Genomic DNA, 15,536 nt, shown 5'->3' with positions numbered 1-15,536 from the left:
TTATGGATAAAGTAGTTGATATCGAGAAAGCACTATCTTGTATCAAAGATAATGCCGCGATAATGGTTGGTGGCTTTATGGGGAATGGATCCCCTGAAATGCTAATTGATTATTTATGTCAAAAAGCGGTGAAAGAGTTAACCTTAATATGTAACGATACTGGTTTAACTGACAAAGGTGTCGGTAAAATGGTTGTGTTAAAACAATTCAAAAAAATCATTGCGTCACATGTTGGATTAAACAAAGAAACCGGTAGGCAAATGACAGCCGGTGAAACTGAAGTTGAACTTATTCCTCAAGGTACATTGGCTGAACGCATTCGCTGTGCCGGTTATGGCTTAGGCGGCGTTTTAACGCCAACCGGTATTGGTACGCTAGTTGAACAAGGTAAACAAAAAATAGCGGTAGACGGTCGGGATTATTTGTTAGAAAAACCGTTACCTGCTGATGTAGCTCTACTGTATGCAGCTAAAGTCGATCGAGCTGGCAACATGATCTATAAAGGTTCAATGAATAATTTCAACAACGTTATGGCGAGTGCGGCAAAAATAACTATTGTTGAAGCGGGTGAAATTGTTGAAGTGGGCGAGTTAGATCCTCAAGAGATTGCTACTCCGGGAATTTTTGTTGATTATATTGTAAAAGGGAGACTTTGCTAATGGATAAGGAACAACTGCAAAATTATATTGCAAGTCGTGTTGCCAAAGAGTTATGCGATGGTGATATTGTAAATCTCGGTATTGGCTTACCAACTCGAGTCGCTAATTTTATTCCGGAAGGAATTGAAATCATATTACAATCAGAAAATGGTTTTCTTGGTTTAGGCCCAACGCCTTCAACAGATAATCGTGATGACAGTATTGTTAATGCTGGAGGTCAGCCAGTCACTATTTTACCCGGAGGCTGTTTTTTTGATAGCGCAACCTCGTTTGGTATTATCCGTGGTGGGCATGTTGATGTTTCTGTGCTTGGTGCTTTGCAAGTGGATTTACATGGTAATATTGCCAACTACATGATCCCCGGTAAAATGGTGCCGGGTATGGGTGGTGCAATGGATCTTGTTACAGGAGCAAGAAAAGTGATTGTTGCTATGGAACATACCGCCAAAGGCGCGCATAAAATCTTAAACGCATGTAATTTGCCATTAACAGCGGTGAATGCAGTTGATCTAATTATTACCGAAATGGGTGTGATAGAGGTGACTCCAGAGGGGTTAAAACTCATTGAAATTAATCCTGAATATACACTAGATGAGGTCATTGCAGCCACTGAGGCGCCTTTAATCGTGGCGTTATAATGGGTTTATTTACTTATAGTTTTCAAAAAAGTTCCTAAAACAATAATTATCTACTCTTACCATCAGCATTTGCTGATGGTTTTTTTTATCAAAAATAATAAGTTAATTATCATTATTATTTTGTTTTTTTAGTCTGTTTTTATTGACAGTGAATATCATATACTTTGTATATCAATACAACATAGGCTGGCAATAAAACTTTAAAAGCTTTATACTAGCTGCAATTTTAGTATGGTGAATAGACTGTTACTATGCTAAATAAACCCGTTCTTTAACATTATCAATTGGAAAAAAATTATGCATCCGATGCTGAATATTGCTATTCGCGCTGCCCGTAAAGCAGGTAATGTGGCCATTAAGGCTTATGAAAATCCTGGATCAATAGAAGTTGATACTAAAGGTTCTAATGATTTTGCAACTAATGTAGATCGTGCAGCAGAAGCTTTAATTATCGAAACAATCAAAAAAGCTTACCCAGATCACACTATTATTGCCGAAGAAAGTGGACTGGCTAAAGGTAATGATAGTGAAACTCAATGGATAATTGATCCAATTGATGGTACCACCAACTTTATTAAAAATATTCCCCATTTTGCGGTTTCAATTGCGGCTCGCGTAAAAGGTAAAACCGAAGTTTCCGTTGTTTATAATCCTATGAGTAATGAACTATTTACGGCCTCAAGAGGACAAGGCGCTCAACTTAATGGTTATCGTATTCGTGTGAGCAATGCTAAAGATTTAGAAGGTTGTGTTTTAGCAACCGCTTTTCCTTTCAGAGCAAAACAGTATAGTGATAGTTATTTCACGGTATTACAAAAATTATTTACCAAATGCGGTGATTTCCGTCGTACCGGTTCTGCAGCGTTAGATTTAGCCTATGTTGCTTCAGGTCGATTAGATGGTTTTTTTGAAATTGGTTTAAAACCATGGGATATCGCAGGCGGTGAACTTATTTTGCGTGAAGCTGGTGGTGTGATCACCGATTTTGCTGGGGGAAATAATTACATGGTTTCAGGCAATATTGTTGCTGGTAATCCTAAGGTAGTAAAAGAGCTACTAATCGCTACTCAAAACGAATGGCCTGAAAAATTACGTAATTAATTTATATAGATATATAAATAAAAATGTCAAAACATCCACAAATACAGGGCACCCTTGTAGGGTTCCCCACCGCATAGGCTTATCAAGGCGAAAGGGAATTTTTAAACCTCAACGCTCATCAGTGCAATTTTTTGAATATGGGTATATAGGGTTATATACTACCCTAAAAGGGGAAAACGCATCTACGGACGTTTAAATGACTTTCCAAGCTCCCCCTTTTATTTCATCCAAGTTCGAGATTCTAAAAAGCCTTTTAATGTCTGAAATTCTTTTTGCATATTCAAGCATTTAATTAACAGCATCTGAGTCCGTTACATGATCTTCTAAAACTGTTTTTTCAATGGCTTCACTAGTTTCATCTGGATAAGGACTCTCAAGAGCTAATATAGCTTTTGCTTCCCTGTTTGCTTCAATCCATTTTTCTTTTTCTTCTGGTGTCATCATGATTTTACCCCCTAAATGCTTCGGTAACTTCTGGTCTATTTTCATAACTCAAGGCAAGCCAAGGCAAGCCAATCCAATCAATGGGCAGTGCTGAAATTTTATATATCTTTGCAATTTTATAAAACATCATTAATATAACAATGATACGTGTTTTTTTTAAAATCTAGGATGAATTAAAAATGCTTGGTTGGTCAGTGAGTATAAAAAATGAAACAAAAGATCAAACTATTGCCTATTGGGTAACAACGAAAAACCCCCATGAATGGATTAAAAGTCTTATAGAGCAAGGAGAAACCTCTTACGAATCAGGTCAAAACGAATACAGCCAAACACACAGAACCACAGCAAAATCGATCAGGAAATTTTTCTGGCATGCAAAATATAACATTAGTAATTTAGATATTCATGAATTGGTTAGATTTGATATGAAAGTGATTAATTTAAGTGATGATGACGACATTATTGTTATTAGTACGCTAGATCAGTCTTAAATTCGAGAAAGGGAAAATGAATAAATCTAAATCCTTAGAGAAATGGTTAAAATTAATAAGCGTTGGTATTTTAGTTGTTCTGGTTGTTCTTTGGGGGGAAATTCACAGGGGTTTTTCTGTTGAATATCTCACAAACAGGACTAATTAGTTTTGCTTTAATTGCTTGTATTGGTTTAATTCCTGCCCTTGTTTGGCTTACGATGGGTACAGATCAAGCAATCAGTAATGCTCCTAAAAAGTTTTATAGTATTCTAGTCATTGCATGGATTTTACCTGTTGTTTTGTTGTGGTTGCTTCAATTAACACACATTTTTACCTTTAGTTCGTTTTGGATGTTAGTTCTAACTTTTTACCCGCTTTCGTTGCTTTTACTCACTGGTTTCATTTTGGGTATTGTTTTCATTGTAATTAGTCTAACTTAACTAACTTAAAAGGTCATAAATATCCACCCTAAAAGCAAATACGCCTCTAAGGGGGAATTGTGGCGTTATGGGAGGTTGCGATAAATGAGATTGAAAGATGTGCTTTCAGATAGATCTCTAAGAACCGCATCAGTAAAAATACATAACAATATGATTTATTTGGTTTTTCACTCATTAATTTTTACTTAAGATAGTTTTTATGTCTTAAAACGCTTTCCAAGCCTGCCTTTATTTTGTCCACTCTCTCGATTCTAAAAATCCTTTCTGTGTTTTATGCTTTTTAACATACCCCAAGCATTCTTCCACTGCCTGCCGTTCGGTCACTCTTCCATCCAAAACAGCCTCTTCAATGGCATCGTCAATTTCATTTGGATAAAGACCCTCAAGAGCTAATATAGCTTTTGATTCCCTGTTTACTTCAATCCATTTTTCTTTTTCTTCTGGTGTCATCATGATTTTACCTCCTAAATGCTTCGGTAACTTCTGGCATATCTTCATAACTCAAGGCAAGCCAATCAATGGGCAGTGCTGGAAGTTTTATATATCCTAACAATTTTATAAAACATCATTAATATAACTATGATACGTGTTTTTTTAATCTAGGATGAATTAAAAATGCTTGGTTGGTCAGTGAGTATAAGAAACGAAACAAAAGATCAAACAATTGCCTATTGGATAACAACGAAAAACCCCCACGAATGGATTAAAAGCCTTATAGAAAAAGGGGGTAAACCTCTTACGAATCGGGTCAAAACGAATAAGCTGATTAGGTATTATTAATCGATATGGGGAACAAAAGGAATGTTATAAATCAGGTCTGTATGTTCCGCAAAAAATACATGATTCACTATATAAGTGCTTTAGGTTTGATAGAAGAAAAGAATCATCGCCTATAGTGCAGGATGTGTTTTATATAATGAACGTATAGGGTTAACCAGCCCTTTTGTTTCTTACCTGTTTTTTATATGTATCTTGCTTAGTAATTGGTATAAGGAAAATGAGCATACAATCTATATCAGTAATTTAGCTGAATATAGTTAAGATTAGTCAGTTATCGCAACCATTGAACAATCAACATCTAATCCTTGATTCTTTAAACAATGGCTTCCCCATTTATACATTGCTTCTAATACTGGTTTAATACTTTTACCAAAATCGGTTAAACAATATTCTACTTTTGGTGGTACGACAGGAAAAACAGTTCGGCTAATTAAGCCATTCGATTCAAGTTCACGTAGTTGAGAAGTTAGCATTTTAGGTGTGGCTCGCGGGATTTCCTTACGTAATTGAGAAAACCTTAAGGTTTTTGTTGTCATCAGTTTCCATAAAATTAAGGATTTATATTTTCCTCCAATCATACTAATTGTTGTCTCAACTGGGCAATGGATGATCGGATGACAATCCTCAATGGGATCAACTGACTTACACACATTATTATTCATGTAGATGTCTCAATAGTATCTTTTTGGATAGTATATATCAAAAAAGTGCATTCTTGTTAAGAGCAGAATAAAGACTAAAATATTAATGAGACATATGATTGAAAAAAAATGTTAATCATACCTTTTTGCTATTACTACAATTATGTAACCGTTAATTTGATTACTACAATTGATAAGAGAATAAATAGCTTGTTTATAAACAGGCTAGCTATTAAAACAATAGTGTAGTTTGCATGGAAAATGATTGCTTATCAGTTAGTATATACTCAGTCCAAACAACACCAATAATTAAGGGATGCGTCAAATGAAAACAGTCGAATATAATTTTTTTGTTAAAGAGATGAGCTGCGCATCATGCGTTAGTCGTGTTGAAAAGGCATTAAAAAAGATTGATGGTGTGATTGACGTCAGTGTTAATCTTGCTACAGAGAAAGCAACGGTAGCAGCTAACGCCAATGTTGAGTTAGAAACATTAATGGCTGCTGTAGACAAAGCCGGTTATCACGCGGTTAAAATTACTGAGCAAAATGCTAGCGGTGAAGAAATCAACCAACAAGCATCTATCTGGCCGATTGTCATTGCTGTATTATTTGCTATCCCTTTTGTATTACCGATGCTATTTGAACCGTTTGGTTGGCATTTGATGATGCCTGCTTGGTTGCAACTCATTCTTGCATCAATAGTCCAATTTGGATTAGGTGCAAAATTTTATCGAAGTGGTTTTAAATCTGCAATCGCACTATCAGGTAATATGGATTTACTTGTAGCAATTGGAACAAGTGCCGCTTATGGATTATCTGTCTATCAACTTATAAACGGACATGATGATCATCTTTATTTTGAGTCATCAGTTGTTATTATTACGCTAATTTTAATTGGTAAATGGTTAGAATCCAGAGCTAAACACCAAACGACGCAAGCGATTAAAGCGCTTTCTGCATTAAGACCACAAGTGGCTTTAGTCAGACGCAATGAACAAGAGGTAACGCTACCTGTTAGTCAAGTACAAATTAATGATATTGTTGTGATTAAACCCGGTGAGCGAATTCCTGTTGACGGTGTGATTATTGAAGGTTCATCGAGCAGTGATGAATCCATGCTTACCGGTGAGAGTTTTCCTGTTAATAAAACAGTGAATGATAAAGTTACAGGTGGGGCGATAAATGGCGAAGGCTTAATTATTGTTAAAACCACTGCCATTTTGGCAGATTCAACATTATCAAAAATTATTGAAATGGTTGAGTCAGCGCAAGCTAAAAAAGCGCCAATCCAAAGAATTGTCGATCGTATTAGTGCCATTTTTGTACCGGTCATTTTATTGATTGCACTTATTACTTTACTGATTTGGGGTTTTATCACTCAAGATTGGCAACAAGCTTTATTACATGCGGTGGCAGTATTAGTCATTGCTTGCCCGTGTGCTTTAGGATTAGCAACACCAACCGCAATCATGGTGGGAACAGGGGTGGCTGCTCGGCATGGTATTTTAATTAAAGATGCTGAAGCATTAGAAACATTGCACAATATTAATATTGTCGCTTTTGATAAAACAGGAACGTTAACGGTAGGTAAACCTGAATTAGTTGAAATGGATATTATGGGAACGGAAACACCTGAACAAATTTTATCAATTGCAGCTTCAATGCAGGCAGGTAGCGAACACCCTTTGGCTAAAGCCATTTTAGCAAAAGCTAAACAGTTCAGTTATGGGCAAAATATAACGTCGGTATCTGGTTCGGGCGTAATGGCAACTATAGATAATATAGACTACTATTTAGGTAGTGAACGTTGGATGAAATCATTAAATGCCTATTTTGTCGATATGCAGGATAAAATTTCAGAATTTAATCATAAAGGTTATACTGTTTCGTTTTTGGCTAAACAACAATCAGAAGATAAGGTTGTTATATTAGCACTATTTGGATTCTCTGATGTAATTAAAGAAGAAGCTAAAACCGCTATTGAAGCGTTACATCAACTCAATGTAAAAACAGTCATGCTTACCGGTGATAATCAAAATGCGGCCAATTATGTTGGTCAGCAGTTAGCTTTGGATAAAGTCGTTGCTGAAGTGTTGCCACAAGATAAAGCGGATCATATTTATCAATTACAACAAGGTGATAAGCAAGTGCATCATTATAAAGTTGCAATGGTTGGTGATGGAATTAATGATGCACCAGCCTTGGCCGCAGCGGATATTGGCATTGCAATGGGAACCGGGACTGATGTTGCTATGCATGCATCAAGTATTACTTTGATGAGAGGTAATCTATTTTTAATTGCCGATGCAATTGATATCTCACGTAGGACATATAATAAAATTAAACAAAATCTATTTTGGGCCTTTTTCTATAATTTAATCGGTATTCCTTTAGCCGCATTAGGATTTTTAAATCCAATGATTGCAGGTGCTGCAATGGCTTTAAGTAGTGTCAGTGTAGTAACAAATGCCTTATTACTTAAACGTTGGAAAGCAAGATCTTAATATTAAATCTACTAAAGTTGATTTTTCGTTTTTAGGAGGAGGTAAAATACCTCCTCTATTTTAAATCTTTTGATTTCCAATCCATTTATAACGCTATATTTATGTTGGATTAAATCATCGTAAAGTTAATTTCAGTACCTTGTCCTGATTTAGTGATAAATACACCTACGGCCGATATTAGCTGTTCATTGTAATAAATTAAGGGGATGCGGGTACGCATCCAAGGTGCAACATGATGTTCTTGCCAGAGTTTTTTTATCGAACGCGATCCTTGCCGATTAACAATATCAAATTGACCTTGTGCATGAAATCGCACCGTGACTTGTTCATCACAATTAGGTAAACGGCACTTTAAATTCGTTTGATAATTTGCCTGTAATTGACCTAAATTATCCGGCAATATTAGAGGCGAAATTAAATCCCAATTAAGTATATCATGTTCGATTTCTTGATAGATTGGCAATAAATAAAGCTGGTTTTGGTAGCGGCGTATTTGCCGATTATGTAGTAAAAATTTGGGATTAGCATCTTCTTTGGCTAAAGCAACGGTTTGCCAAATTAGGGCAATTTGTTGCCGTGTTGGCATATTAATTTGCTGAGATTTGAACCACATGCGTAAAATAGCATTACGTTTATATTCAGAATAACAGATTAAAGGCTCAATTGATAATTGACCAGATTCACCAATTATTTGATTAAAATCAGTCATTAACAATTCTTCTATAAGTTCTTGTTGTTGCTGACAAAGTTCAGCACTACGCGCAACCATTTGTGAAAAATGTGGCCAGCGCCTATTAATAATAGGCAGTATGTGTAAACGTAAAAAGTTACGATCATAATGGTCGTCTCGATTACTTTCATCTTCGATCCAGGTCAATTGATGTTTGTTGGCATAATTTTCAATTTGTTGGCGAGTGACGGTTAATAATGGTCGAAGATGCCGCTTACTTTCTTGTGGCATTGACGCTAAGCCAGTTGGTCCACTACCTCGCTTAAGTGCGAGAAAAAAAGTTTCACATTGGTCATCTAAATGCTGAGCTGTGCATAAAGTCTCATCATCACTAAGATGTTTAAAAATAGTTTGATAACGAGCATTTCTGGCTTGTTCTTCAATGTTCCCAGCGTTGATATTTAGTTTAACTTTTTCAATGATTAATGGTACCTGCCATTTTTGACACTGACATTGACAATGTTCAGCCCAGTGATCGGCATTTTGACTTAAACCATGATGAATATAAATAGCTCGTAGTTGTAAGTCTGATAAAATGTGCTGTTTTAGCTCAACAAGTCCTTGCAAAAGTACTGACGAGTCCACCCCTCCGCTAAAGGCGATGAGTAATTTCCGTCTATGTTTAAGGCTCTGCAAAAGGGCATGCTCAATGGTGTTATCCAAAGTAGAGGTGAGTTGGTTTTTCATCTTGCAACCGATTTATACTAATGTTTGTAGTGCATTGGTTTTATTTTTATGTAATCGGATGCGATCTAAACCTGCTGACAGATCGGCGATTAAATCATCTGGATCTTCAAGTCCAATATGTAGTCGGATTAATGTCCCTGTAAAATCCACACCAGACACAGGTCTGATTTTAGCCAGCTCTTCCGGTTGATTGGCTAAAATTAATGATTCAAATCCACCCCAAGAATAAGCCATTGAGAAGTAAGTCAGCCCGTCTAAAAAATCGGATAACTGTATATCAGTTAGATGATCTTTAAGTACAAACGAAAATAGTCCACTTGCCCCAGAAAAGTCACGTTTAAAGAACTCATGTCCTTTACAACTCTCTAAGGCTGGGTGATTGACGTTTGCGACTTTAGGATGATTCGCTAACCATTTCGCTACTTTTATGCCGCTGCCATGATGTTGTTTCAACCTTATAGCTAAGGTACGTAAACCGCGAGCAGCCATATAGGCGGTATCAGCATCACACATTTGTCCCATTAAATAAGAGCGTTCACGTAGTGTATCCCAACAACGTTGGTTAGCGACAGCAGTACCTATCATCGCATCGGAGTGTCCAATAAGGTATTTCGTGCCAGCTTGAATGGATATATCAATATCATGTTCGAGAGCTTTAAATAGTACTCCAGCTCCCCAAGTGTTATCCATCATAATGATTATTTCAGGATTAACCTTGCGAATAGCTTTAACAATTGCTGGAACATCATGAACTTCCATAGTAATAGAACTTGGCGATTCTAAAAATACGACTTTAGTATTCGGTTTAATATGTTTGTTTATATAACGCCCAATGAGAGGTGAGAAATAATCGGTTTCAATACCTAAATCTTTTAAAATATGCTGACAAAATTCCTGAGTCGGTTCATAAGCTGCTTCAGATACAAGAATATGGTCACCTGATTTAACGAATGCCAAAATAGCATTAGCAATAGCAGCAGCGCCACATGGATAGAGATAACATCCAGCACCTCCTTCAATTTCAACCATCGCATCTTGTAAAGCAAAATGAGTTAATGTGCCTCGGCGACCATAAAATAAAGCGCCTTTGGTACGATTTTCTGTCGCTTCTTTTTTGGCATCAATCGTATCAAAAACTAATGAAGATGCCCGCTGAATGACAGCGTTAACAGCGCCTTGAGTATAACGTTTTTTGCGACCAGCATTAACTAATTTGGTTTGTAATGACATGATGTGTCCTTCGGCTACTTAATAAATTTTAATAACAGTTAGCATAGCATGCTGTTAAAATAGTAAAAAATAATTTTTATTAATACTGGTTTACCGATAATGTTAATTGTACAAATTGCTGATCTAAATCAAGCAACGGTGGATTTTTCTCTTTTATCTCCGCAAATTGTTGAACACGCCGATAAATTAAGTGTAGCGCGCAAAAAACAGTTTTTAGTTTGTCGATCTATATTGGCAAGTTTACTCAAACAGTATTGTGCGATTCCTACCTTACCACTTATGACTATTGGTGATAATAGTCGTCCGTGTTTTGTCGATCGAAATTTACCCGATTTTAATATCAGTCATAGTAATAATAGTATAGCGGTGGCGATTTCGTTAGAGGGAAAAGTTGGTGTAGATATCGAAGTGGATCGTGAAAGGAAAAATTATCTTAATGTAGCAAAAAATTTTTTTGCTGAGAATGAATATCAATGGATGATTAAGCAAACCGATACATTAGCTGCGTTTTGGCAATTATGGACCTTAAAAGAGTCAGCTCTAAAATTATATGCAAAAGGGGTATGGCAAATTAAGTCAGTTAGTGTTGATATAGATAACGGCATAATTAGTGCGCCTTTTGGCGAACATTTTTTTTATCAATATAAGCAAATTAAAAATGTCCATCTTGCGCTTAACAGTAGTATTCCAATAAGTAAATGTGAATTGCGGGTATAATTGAAAGTAATTCATTATTTTTTAAACACTTGAATTACTAGAAATTATTATTTGTACCTATTTACATAGGTACGCTGGATACGAGCATTTTAATATTGTTCAAGTAATTAAATGAGATATATTTGTTGTAGAATTTTTTTGTTCTTTTCATCTAACTGATATTCTTTAGCTAACCAATTATCAATTGTGTCATACTGCTCTTTTATTGCAGTAATAGCCGCTGATAAATACTCTTTTTTGGCGGCAAAAATTAGTCTACGATTTTCCAGTTTATCAGGATTTAATTTATATTTTTCTTTTTCTTTATATTGGTTTAATAACCATTCACGATAATTTGTTAACAGTTGTTCAGTGAGTAAGTAATCTTGCATGACATTATCTTCACTCACACCTAATGCAAATAGGACTAACGCCACGCCAACTCCGGTACGATCTTTACCCACGGCACAATGTTGTACTAAAGGTTTACCATCAGCATTAAGTAAAATAGAGGTGAGTTTTTGATAAGCGAGATTATTAAATGGTAACTTTTGATACAGTTTTATCATAAAATCGAACGGGGAACGTGTTTTTAGAATTTTATTATCATCTTCCAAATCACTGGTTAAACTAGCGGTAACCTCATTATTCAAAGGGTTGGCTGGAACATTAATATAATTGGCGTTATGCCATAGCCTATCTGGAAAGTGTTCAATTTCTTTTTGATCTCGATAATCGATCACATAATGTAGTTTTAATTGATTAGCTAAAAATTCACCCTCGCTAGGTGTAATATGTGCAAATGATCCTGATCGGTATAACATGCCGGAACGTATTTGGCGACCGTCTACTGTCTTAATCCCACCCAAATCACGAAAATTAACGCCATTTTTTATTGGTACAACAGATGTCATTGCTATCCCTTATTTATTTTTAACTCCGCTTGCTATATTAACATGTTTCTGATTAGAATTAATTCATTCTTTTCTGCTTTATCAATTTTGAGGTTCTTCTTATGTCAATATTATCTATTTTACTTTCTGATAAACCCGCTCCAGCCAAATGGGGAAAAGATGCACTACTTAGTTTTTCAGATGATACGGTTACAATTCATTACAAACCAGAACATCGTTTGGGTGCGATACAACGCGCAGGACGTAAATTTGATAATCAAGGGATTAATTCGCTTAAATTAAGTGGTGATAATTGGGATCTCGAAGCGTGTTGGCATTTTTGGCTAGGATACCGAAATGCCAAAAATACGAATAAAATTACCTTTGCTAAACTCAATAGCAAAGATAAAGAAGAACTTAAAAATCGTTTAACGATTATTGATTGGTGTCGTGATATTGTAAATCAACAAGCCGAAACCTTATCTCCACTAGAGCTTGCGACACAAAGTGCCAAATTGATTGGCTCATTTACATCAGAAGTGAGTTATAACATTATCTCAGGTGAGGCATTAAAAGAACATGACTACATGGGGATTTATACGGTAGGGAAAGGGTCGGATCGGCCAGCCGCTTTACTTGAGCTTGATTATAATCCAACTAAAAATCCTAAAACGCCAATTACTGCTTGTCTAGTTGGAAAAGGTATTACCTTCGATTCTGGTGGCTATAGTTTAAAACCGAGTAGTTTTATGGAATCAATGCGTGCTGATATGGGTGGGGCAGCATTGGTAACTGGTGCATTAGCTTTAGCGATTGCTAGAGGATTGAATCATCGTGTAAAACTCTATCTATGTTGTGCTGATAATTTAGTCAGCGGCAACGCATTTAAATTAGGGGATATTATCTCCTATCGTAATGGTAAAACCGTAGAAGTGGATAATACGGATGCTGAAGGGCGTTTAGTGTTAGCGGATGGCTTAATTTGTGCCGATAATGACAAACCTCATTACATTATTGACTGTGCAACACTAACAGGTGCAGCGAAAATTGCCGTTGGCAATGATTATCAATCATTACTCTCATTTGACGATAAATTTGCTAATCAATTATTAGCTACAAGTGAAATTGAACATGAAGCTTTTTGGCGATTACCGTTGGCCGAATTTCATCGAAGCCAGTTTCCATCATCATTTGCCGATATAGCCAATTCTGGATTGCCTAATACAGCTGGTGCTAGCACAGCAGCCGCATTTTTGTCTTATTTTGTTAAAAATTATAAACAAAATTGGTTACATATTGATTGTTCAGCAACATTTCGTAAAAGTGCAACGGCCTTGTGGGCAACCGGTGCAACCGGAATAGGTGTAAGAACTATAGCGAATTTATTAAGTAAACTAAAATAAAATATCATTATTACAGCGAATGACTTATTTAATTGTTGTTTTTTACAAATGTAGTGAAATAAGTGTTGGCACAAATTGATGTTCATCAATAGCGGTTAGTACATAAATGTTATAAATTTCAATTTATTGATTTATAACATTTTATTTTAGAGATAATGAAAAAATCATTATCGTTAGTTATGTTATTGATTAGTTTTTCTGGTTTTATTTTTGCTGACCAATGTGATTCTTATATAAAAAAGAAAAATTATGAAAAAGCATTCGTTGTATGTAAAGAGTAAGCTGAACAAGGAGATGCAAAATCACAATTTAATTTAGCTGCAATGTATAGTTTAGGTAATGGTGTTGGAGTTGATTATAAACCGGTTTTTTATTGGTATCAAAAGGTAGCAACCCAAGGTAAATGGCATTTACAAGAAACAAATCATGATTAGTTAGAAACTATCAATAAATTAGGTCTTCTTTACTATTATGGAACAGGGGTAAACGAGATCTACCTTTAGCAAGACAATATTTTAAGCAAGTTTGTGATAAAAATTTTAAAGCAGGTTGTGATAATTATAATAATCTAAAAAAAATTAATGAAGATACGATTAAGTCAAAAATTAACGTTTATAACAGATAAACAATAAACTGCCTTAGTAGGTTAAGACAGTTTATTGAACAAGCAAAGAAATCGACTATTTATCTTCAGTAACGATAATAGCTTTTTTGATATAAATAGGTTCAACAGGTACATTTTGATGAGGACCGACTCGTTTAGTTGGTACATTAACAATTTTATCTGCCACATCCATACCTTTAATCACTTTACCAAAAACAGCATAACCATAGTTTTCTGGAGATTGGTAGTTAAGTGAATCGTTGTTGACAACATTGATAAAAAATTGACTGGTAGCACTATCAACAGCACTCGTTCTTGCCATAGCAATCGTTCCGCGATCATTTTTCAAACCATTGTTGGCTTCATTTTTGATTGGCGCATTATTATCTTTAAATTTTAACTGATCATCAGCACCACCACCTTGAATCATAAATCCAGGAATGACACGATGGAAAATAAGATTTTCATAAAAACCACTATTGACATAATCAATAAAGTTTTTAGTCGTAATTGGGGCATGTTGACTATCAAGTTCAATTTCGATATCACCCATGCTAGTTTGTAATAAAACTTTGGTATCAGCTAAAGCGATAGTAGAAAGTAATGTTAAAAACACAGAAATAAATAACATTTTGATTTTTTTCATATATAAAATCCTTAGTCAATTTTGATGGGCTGATTATACCGAATATCAAATTTAATTAAATAAAAAATATGTAAAATTATATAAATTTTTGTGAGATTGATTATAAGACTTTTATTTTATAAGTAATTTTTTTCTTCAATACACTATGATGAACTTATTCATTCAGTAATAACAACATTCAATATGCAAAAATTAGATAAATTTATATCGAAACGTTATGCTTTCCTGAAATATCTTTACATTTCGTGTGCTTAAAATGCGCTGTATTTTATGTAATATGCCACTATTTTTATCTCATCATGGGATTTGTAGCCAGTGCATAAAAAATTTGCCAACGCAAAATAAAGTCTGTCCTCAGTGTGGTTTACCTCATTCATTATCAACGCCTATCTGTTATCGATGCCGTGAACAAAAACCATCTTGGGATGAACTTATTGCTGTTTCTAATTATATTCATCCATTAAAAAAATTGATTCATCATCTTAAGTTCTATCATAAGATTGAATTAACCCATGCACTAGCAAGATTAATGTTGTTAGCATGGTACAAAAGGAGAGTAACTAATGGTATTAGTAAACCAGATTTGATTACTTGTGTTCCATTGCATCATATTCGTTATTGGTCACGAGGTTTTAATCAAGCGGAACAGTTAGCTAAACCGATTGCTAAATGGTTAAACCGGATGTTTTATCCCCATTTATTACAACGTAAACAAATAGCTTCAGACCAGAAAAGTTTGTCACTTGAAAAGCGTGTGCAGAATGTTGAAAAACTATTCAGTTGCTATCATCATCTTTCAAATAGATCGATTTTACTTATTGATGATATAGTCACAACCGGTAATACAATTAATGCTATTAGCCAACAGCTAAAAAGATGCGGTGCGACCAATGTACAAGTTCTTTGTTTGTGTCGTACAGTATTGTAAAATCCCAAACAGACCCTATAATAACCAAGAGATACAG

16 protein-coding genes are annotated in these 15,536 nt (G+C 35.2%); 9 read left to right on the top strand and 7 right to left on the bottom strand.

Annotation, left to right across the window (positions count from 1 at the left end; genetic code table 11):
- Positions 1–2 precede the first annotated feature (2 nt).
- From A9G11_RS13145 to suhB, 3 genes are all read left to right on the top strand, one after another.
- Positions 3–659, top strand: coding sequence for a CoA transferase subunit A (locus A9G11_RS13145; protein ID WP_065620030.1), 657 nt, complete (start codon positions 3–5; stop codon positions 657–659).
- Positions 659–1,297: a 3-oxoacid CoA-transferase subunit B gene (locus A9G11_RS13140; RefSeq protein WP_065620029.1), complete on the top strand. Its 639-nt coding sequence runs from the start codon at positions 659–661 to the stop codon at positions 1,295–1,297. Before A9G11_RS13145 ends, A9G11_RS13140 begins: the two co-directional genes overlap by 1 nt.
- 297 nt (positions 1,298–1,594) lie before the next feature.
- The gene (gene suhB, locus A9G11_RS13135) at positions 1,595–2,398 is read left to right on the top strand and encodes an inositol-1-monophosphatase (RefSeq protein WP_065620028.1); all 804 of its coding nucleotides are present in this window, start codon (positions 1,595–1,597) and stop codon (positions 2,396–2,398) included.
- Between the two features lie 288 nt (positions 2,399–2,686).
- On the opposite strand, the gene A9G11_RS14520 is transcribed toward suhB, so the two are convergent.
- Positions 2,687–2,842, bottom strand: coding sequence for a hypothetical protein (locus A9G11_RS14520; RefSeq protein WP_176701280.1), 156 nt, complete (start codon positions 2,840–2,842; stop codon positions 2,687–2,689).
- A 179-nt stretch (positions 2,843–3,021) separates the two neighbouring features.
- Between A9G11_RS14520 and A9G11_RS13130 the strand changes: the two genes are divergently transcribed.
- Entirely contained in the window at positions 3,022–3,333 is a 312-nt protein-coding gene (locus tag A9G11_RS13130) for a hypothetical protein (protein ID WP_065620027.1), read from the top strand.
- 119 nt (positions 3,334–3,452) lie between these two features.
- Positions 3,453–3,755 (top strand): hypothetical protein, encoded by a 303-nt coding sequence (locus A9G11_RS13125; protein ID WP_065620026.1) that lies wholly within the window; start codon positions 3,453–3,455, stop codon positions 3,753–3,755.
- Between the two features lie 228 nt (positions 3,756–3,983).
- Here the strand turns inward: A9G11_RS13125 and A9G11_RS13120 are convergent, their stop codons facing one another.
- Both A9G11_RS13120 and A9G11_RS13115 read right to left on the bottom strand, forming a co-directional pair.
- Positions 3,984–4,208, bottom strand: a complete 225-nt coding sequence (locus tag A9G11_RS13120; RefSeq protein ID WP_065620025.1) for a hypothetical protein — start codon at positions 4,206–4,208, stop codon at positions 3,984–3,986.
- 590 nt (positions 4,209–4,798) lie between these two features.
- On the bottom strand, positions 4,799–5,197 hold the full coding sequence (locus tag A9G11_RS13115; RefSeq protein ID WP_065620024.1) for a winged helix-turn-helix transcriptional regulator: 399 nt from the start codon (positions 5,195–5,197) through the stop codon (positions 4,799–4,801).
- A 304-nt stretch (positions 5,198–5,501) separates the two neighbouring features.
- Between A9G11_RS13115 and A9G11_RS13110 the strand changes: the two genes are divergently transcribed.
- A complete protein-coding gene (locus A9G11_RS13110; protein WP_218056154.1) occupies positions 5,502–7,682 on the top strand; it encodes a heavy metal translocating P-type ATPase in 2,181 nt (726 codons plus the stop codon).
- A gap of 109 nt (positions 7,683–7,791) precedes the next feature.
- Here A9G11_RS13110 and tilS read toward each other — a convergent pair whose 3' ends face one another.
- Both tilS and metC read right to left on the bottom strand, forming a co-directional pair.
- Positions 7,792–9,099: a tRNA lysidine(34) synthetase TilS gene (gene tilS, locus A9G11_RS13105; RefSeq protein WP_065620022.1), complete on the bottom strand. Its 1,308-nt coding sequence runs from the start codon at positions 9,097–9,099 to the stop codon at positions 7,792–7,794.
- Between the two features lie 12 nt (positions 9,100–9,111).
- Entirely contained in the window at positions 9,112–10,329 is a 1,218-nt protein-coding gene (gene metC / locus A9G11_RS13100; protein ID WP_065620021.1) for a cystathionine beta-lyase, read from the bottom strand.
- 99 nt (positions 10,330–10,428) lie between these two features.
- On the opposite strand from metC, the gene A9G11_RS13095 reads away from it, so the two are divergent.
- Complete coding sequence (locus A9G11_RS13095; RefSeq protein ID WP_065620020.1) at positions 10,429–11,046, top strand: 4'-phosphopantetheinyl transferase family protein; 618 nt, start codon at positions 10,429–10,431, stop codon at positions 11,044–11,046.
- 107 nt (positions 11,047–11,153) lie between these two features.
- Here the strand turns inward: A9G11_RS13095 and A9G11_RS13090 are convergent, their stop codons facing one another.
- Positions 11,154–11,939 carry a tyrosine-protein phosphatase gene (locus tag A9G11_RS13090; RefSeq protein ID WP_065620019.1) on the bottom strand — a complete coding sequence of 262 codons (786 nt, stop codon included), beginning with the start codon at positions 11,937–11,939 and terminating at the stop codon, positions 11,154–11,156.
- 101 nt (positions 11,940–12,040) lie between these two features.
- Between A9G11_RS13090 and pepB the strand changes: the two genes are divergently transcribed.
- Positions 12,041–13,321 (top strand): aminopeptidase PepB, encoded by a 1,281-nt coding sequence (pepB, locus tag A9G11_RS13085; protein WP_065620018.1) that lies wholly within the window; start codon positions 12,041–12,043, stop codon positions 13,319–13,321.
- Between the two features lie 680 nt (positions 13,322–14,001).
- Here the strand turns inward: pepB and A9G11_RS13080 are convergent.
- Complete coding sequence (locus A9G11_RS13080) at positions 14,002–14,571, bottom strand: peptidylprolyl isomerase (RefSeq protein WP_065620017.1); 570 nt, start codon at positions 14,569–14,571, stop codon at positions 14,002–14,004.
- Positions 14,572–14,827: 256 nt separating this feature from the next.
- Between A9G11_RS13080 and A9G11_RS13075 the strand changes: the two genes are divergently transcribed.
- Positions 14,828–15,499, top strand: coding sequence for a phosphoribosyltransferase family protein (locus A9G11_RS13075; RefSeq protein ID WP_065620016.1), 672 nt, complete (start codon positions 14,828–14,830; stop codon positions 15,497–15,499).
- The last annotated feature ends 37 nt before the right edge of the window (positions 15,500–15,536 follow it).

The organism is Gilliamella sp. wkB108 (assembly GCF_001690195.1).
Classification (GTDB): Bacteria; Pseudomonadota; Gammaproteobacteria; order Enterobacterales; family Orbaceae; genus Gilliamella; species Gilliamella apicola_L.
The sequence above is the reverse complement of the archived record's forward strand: the minus strand, read 5'-3'. Positions and strand labels throughout refer to the sequence as shown.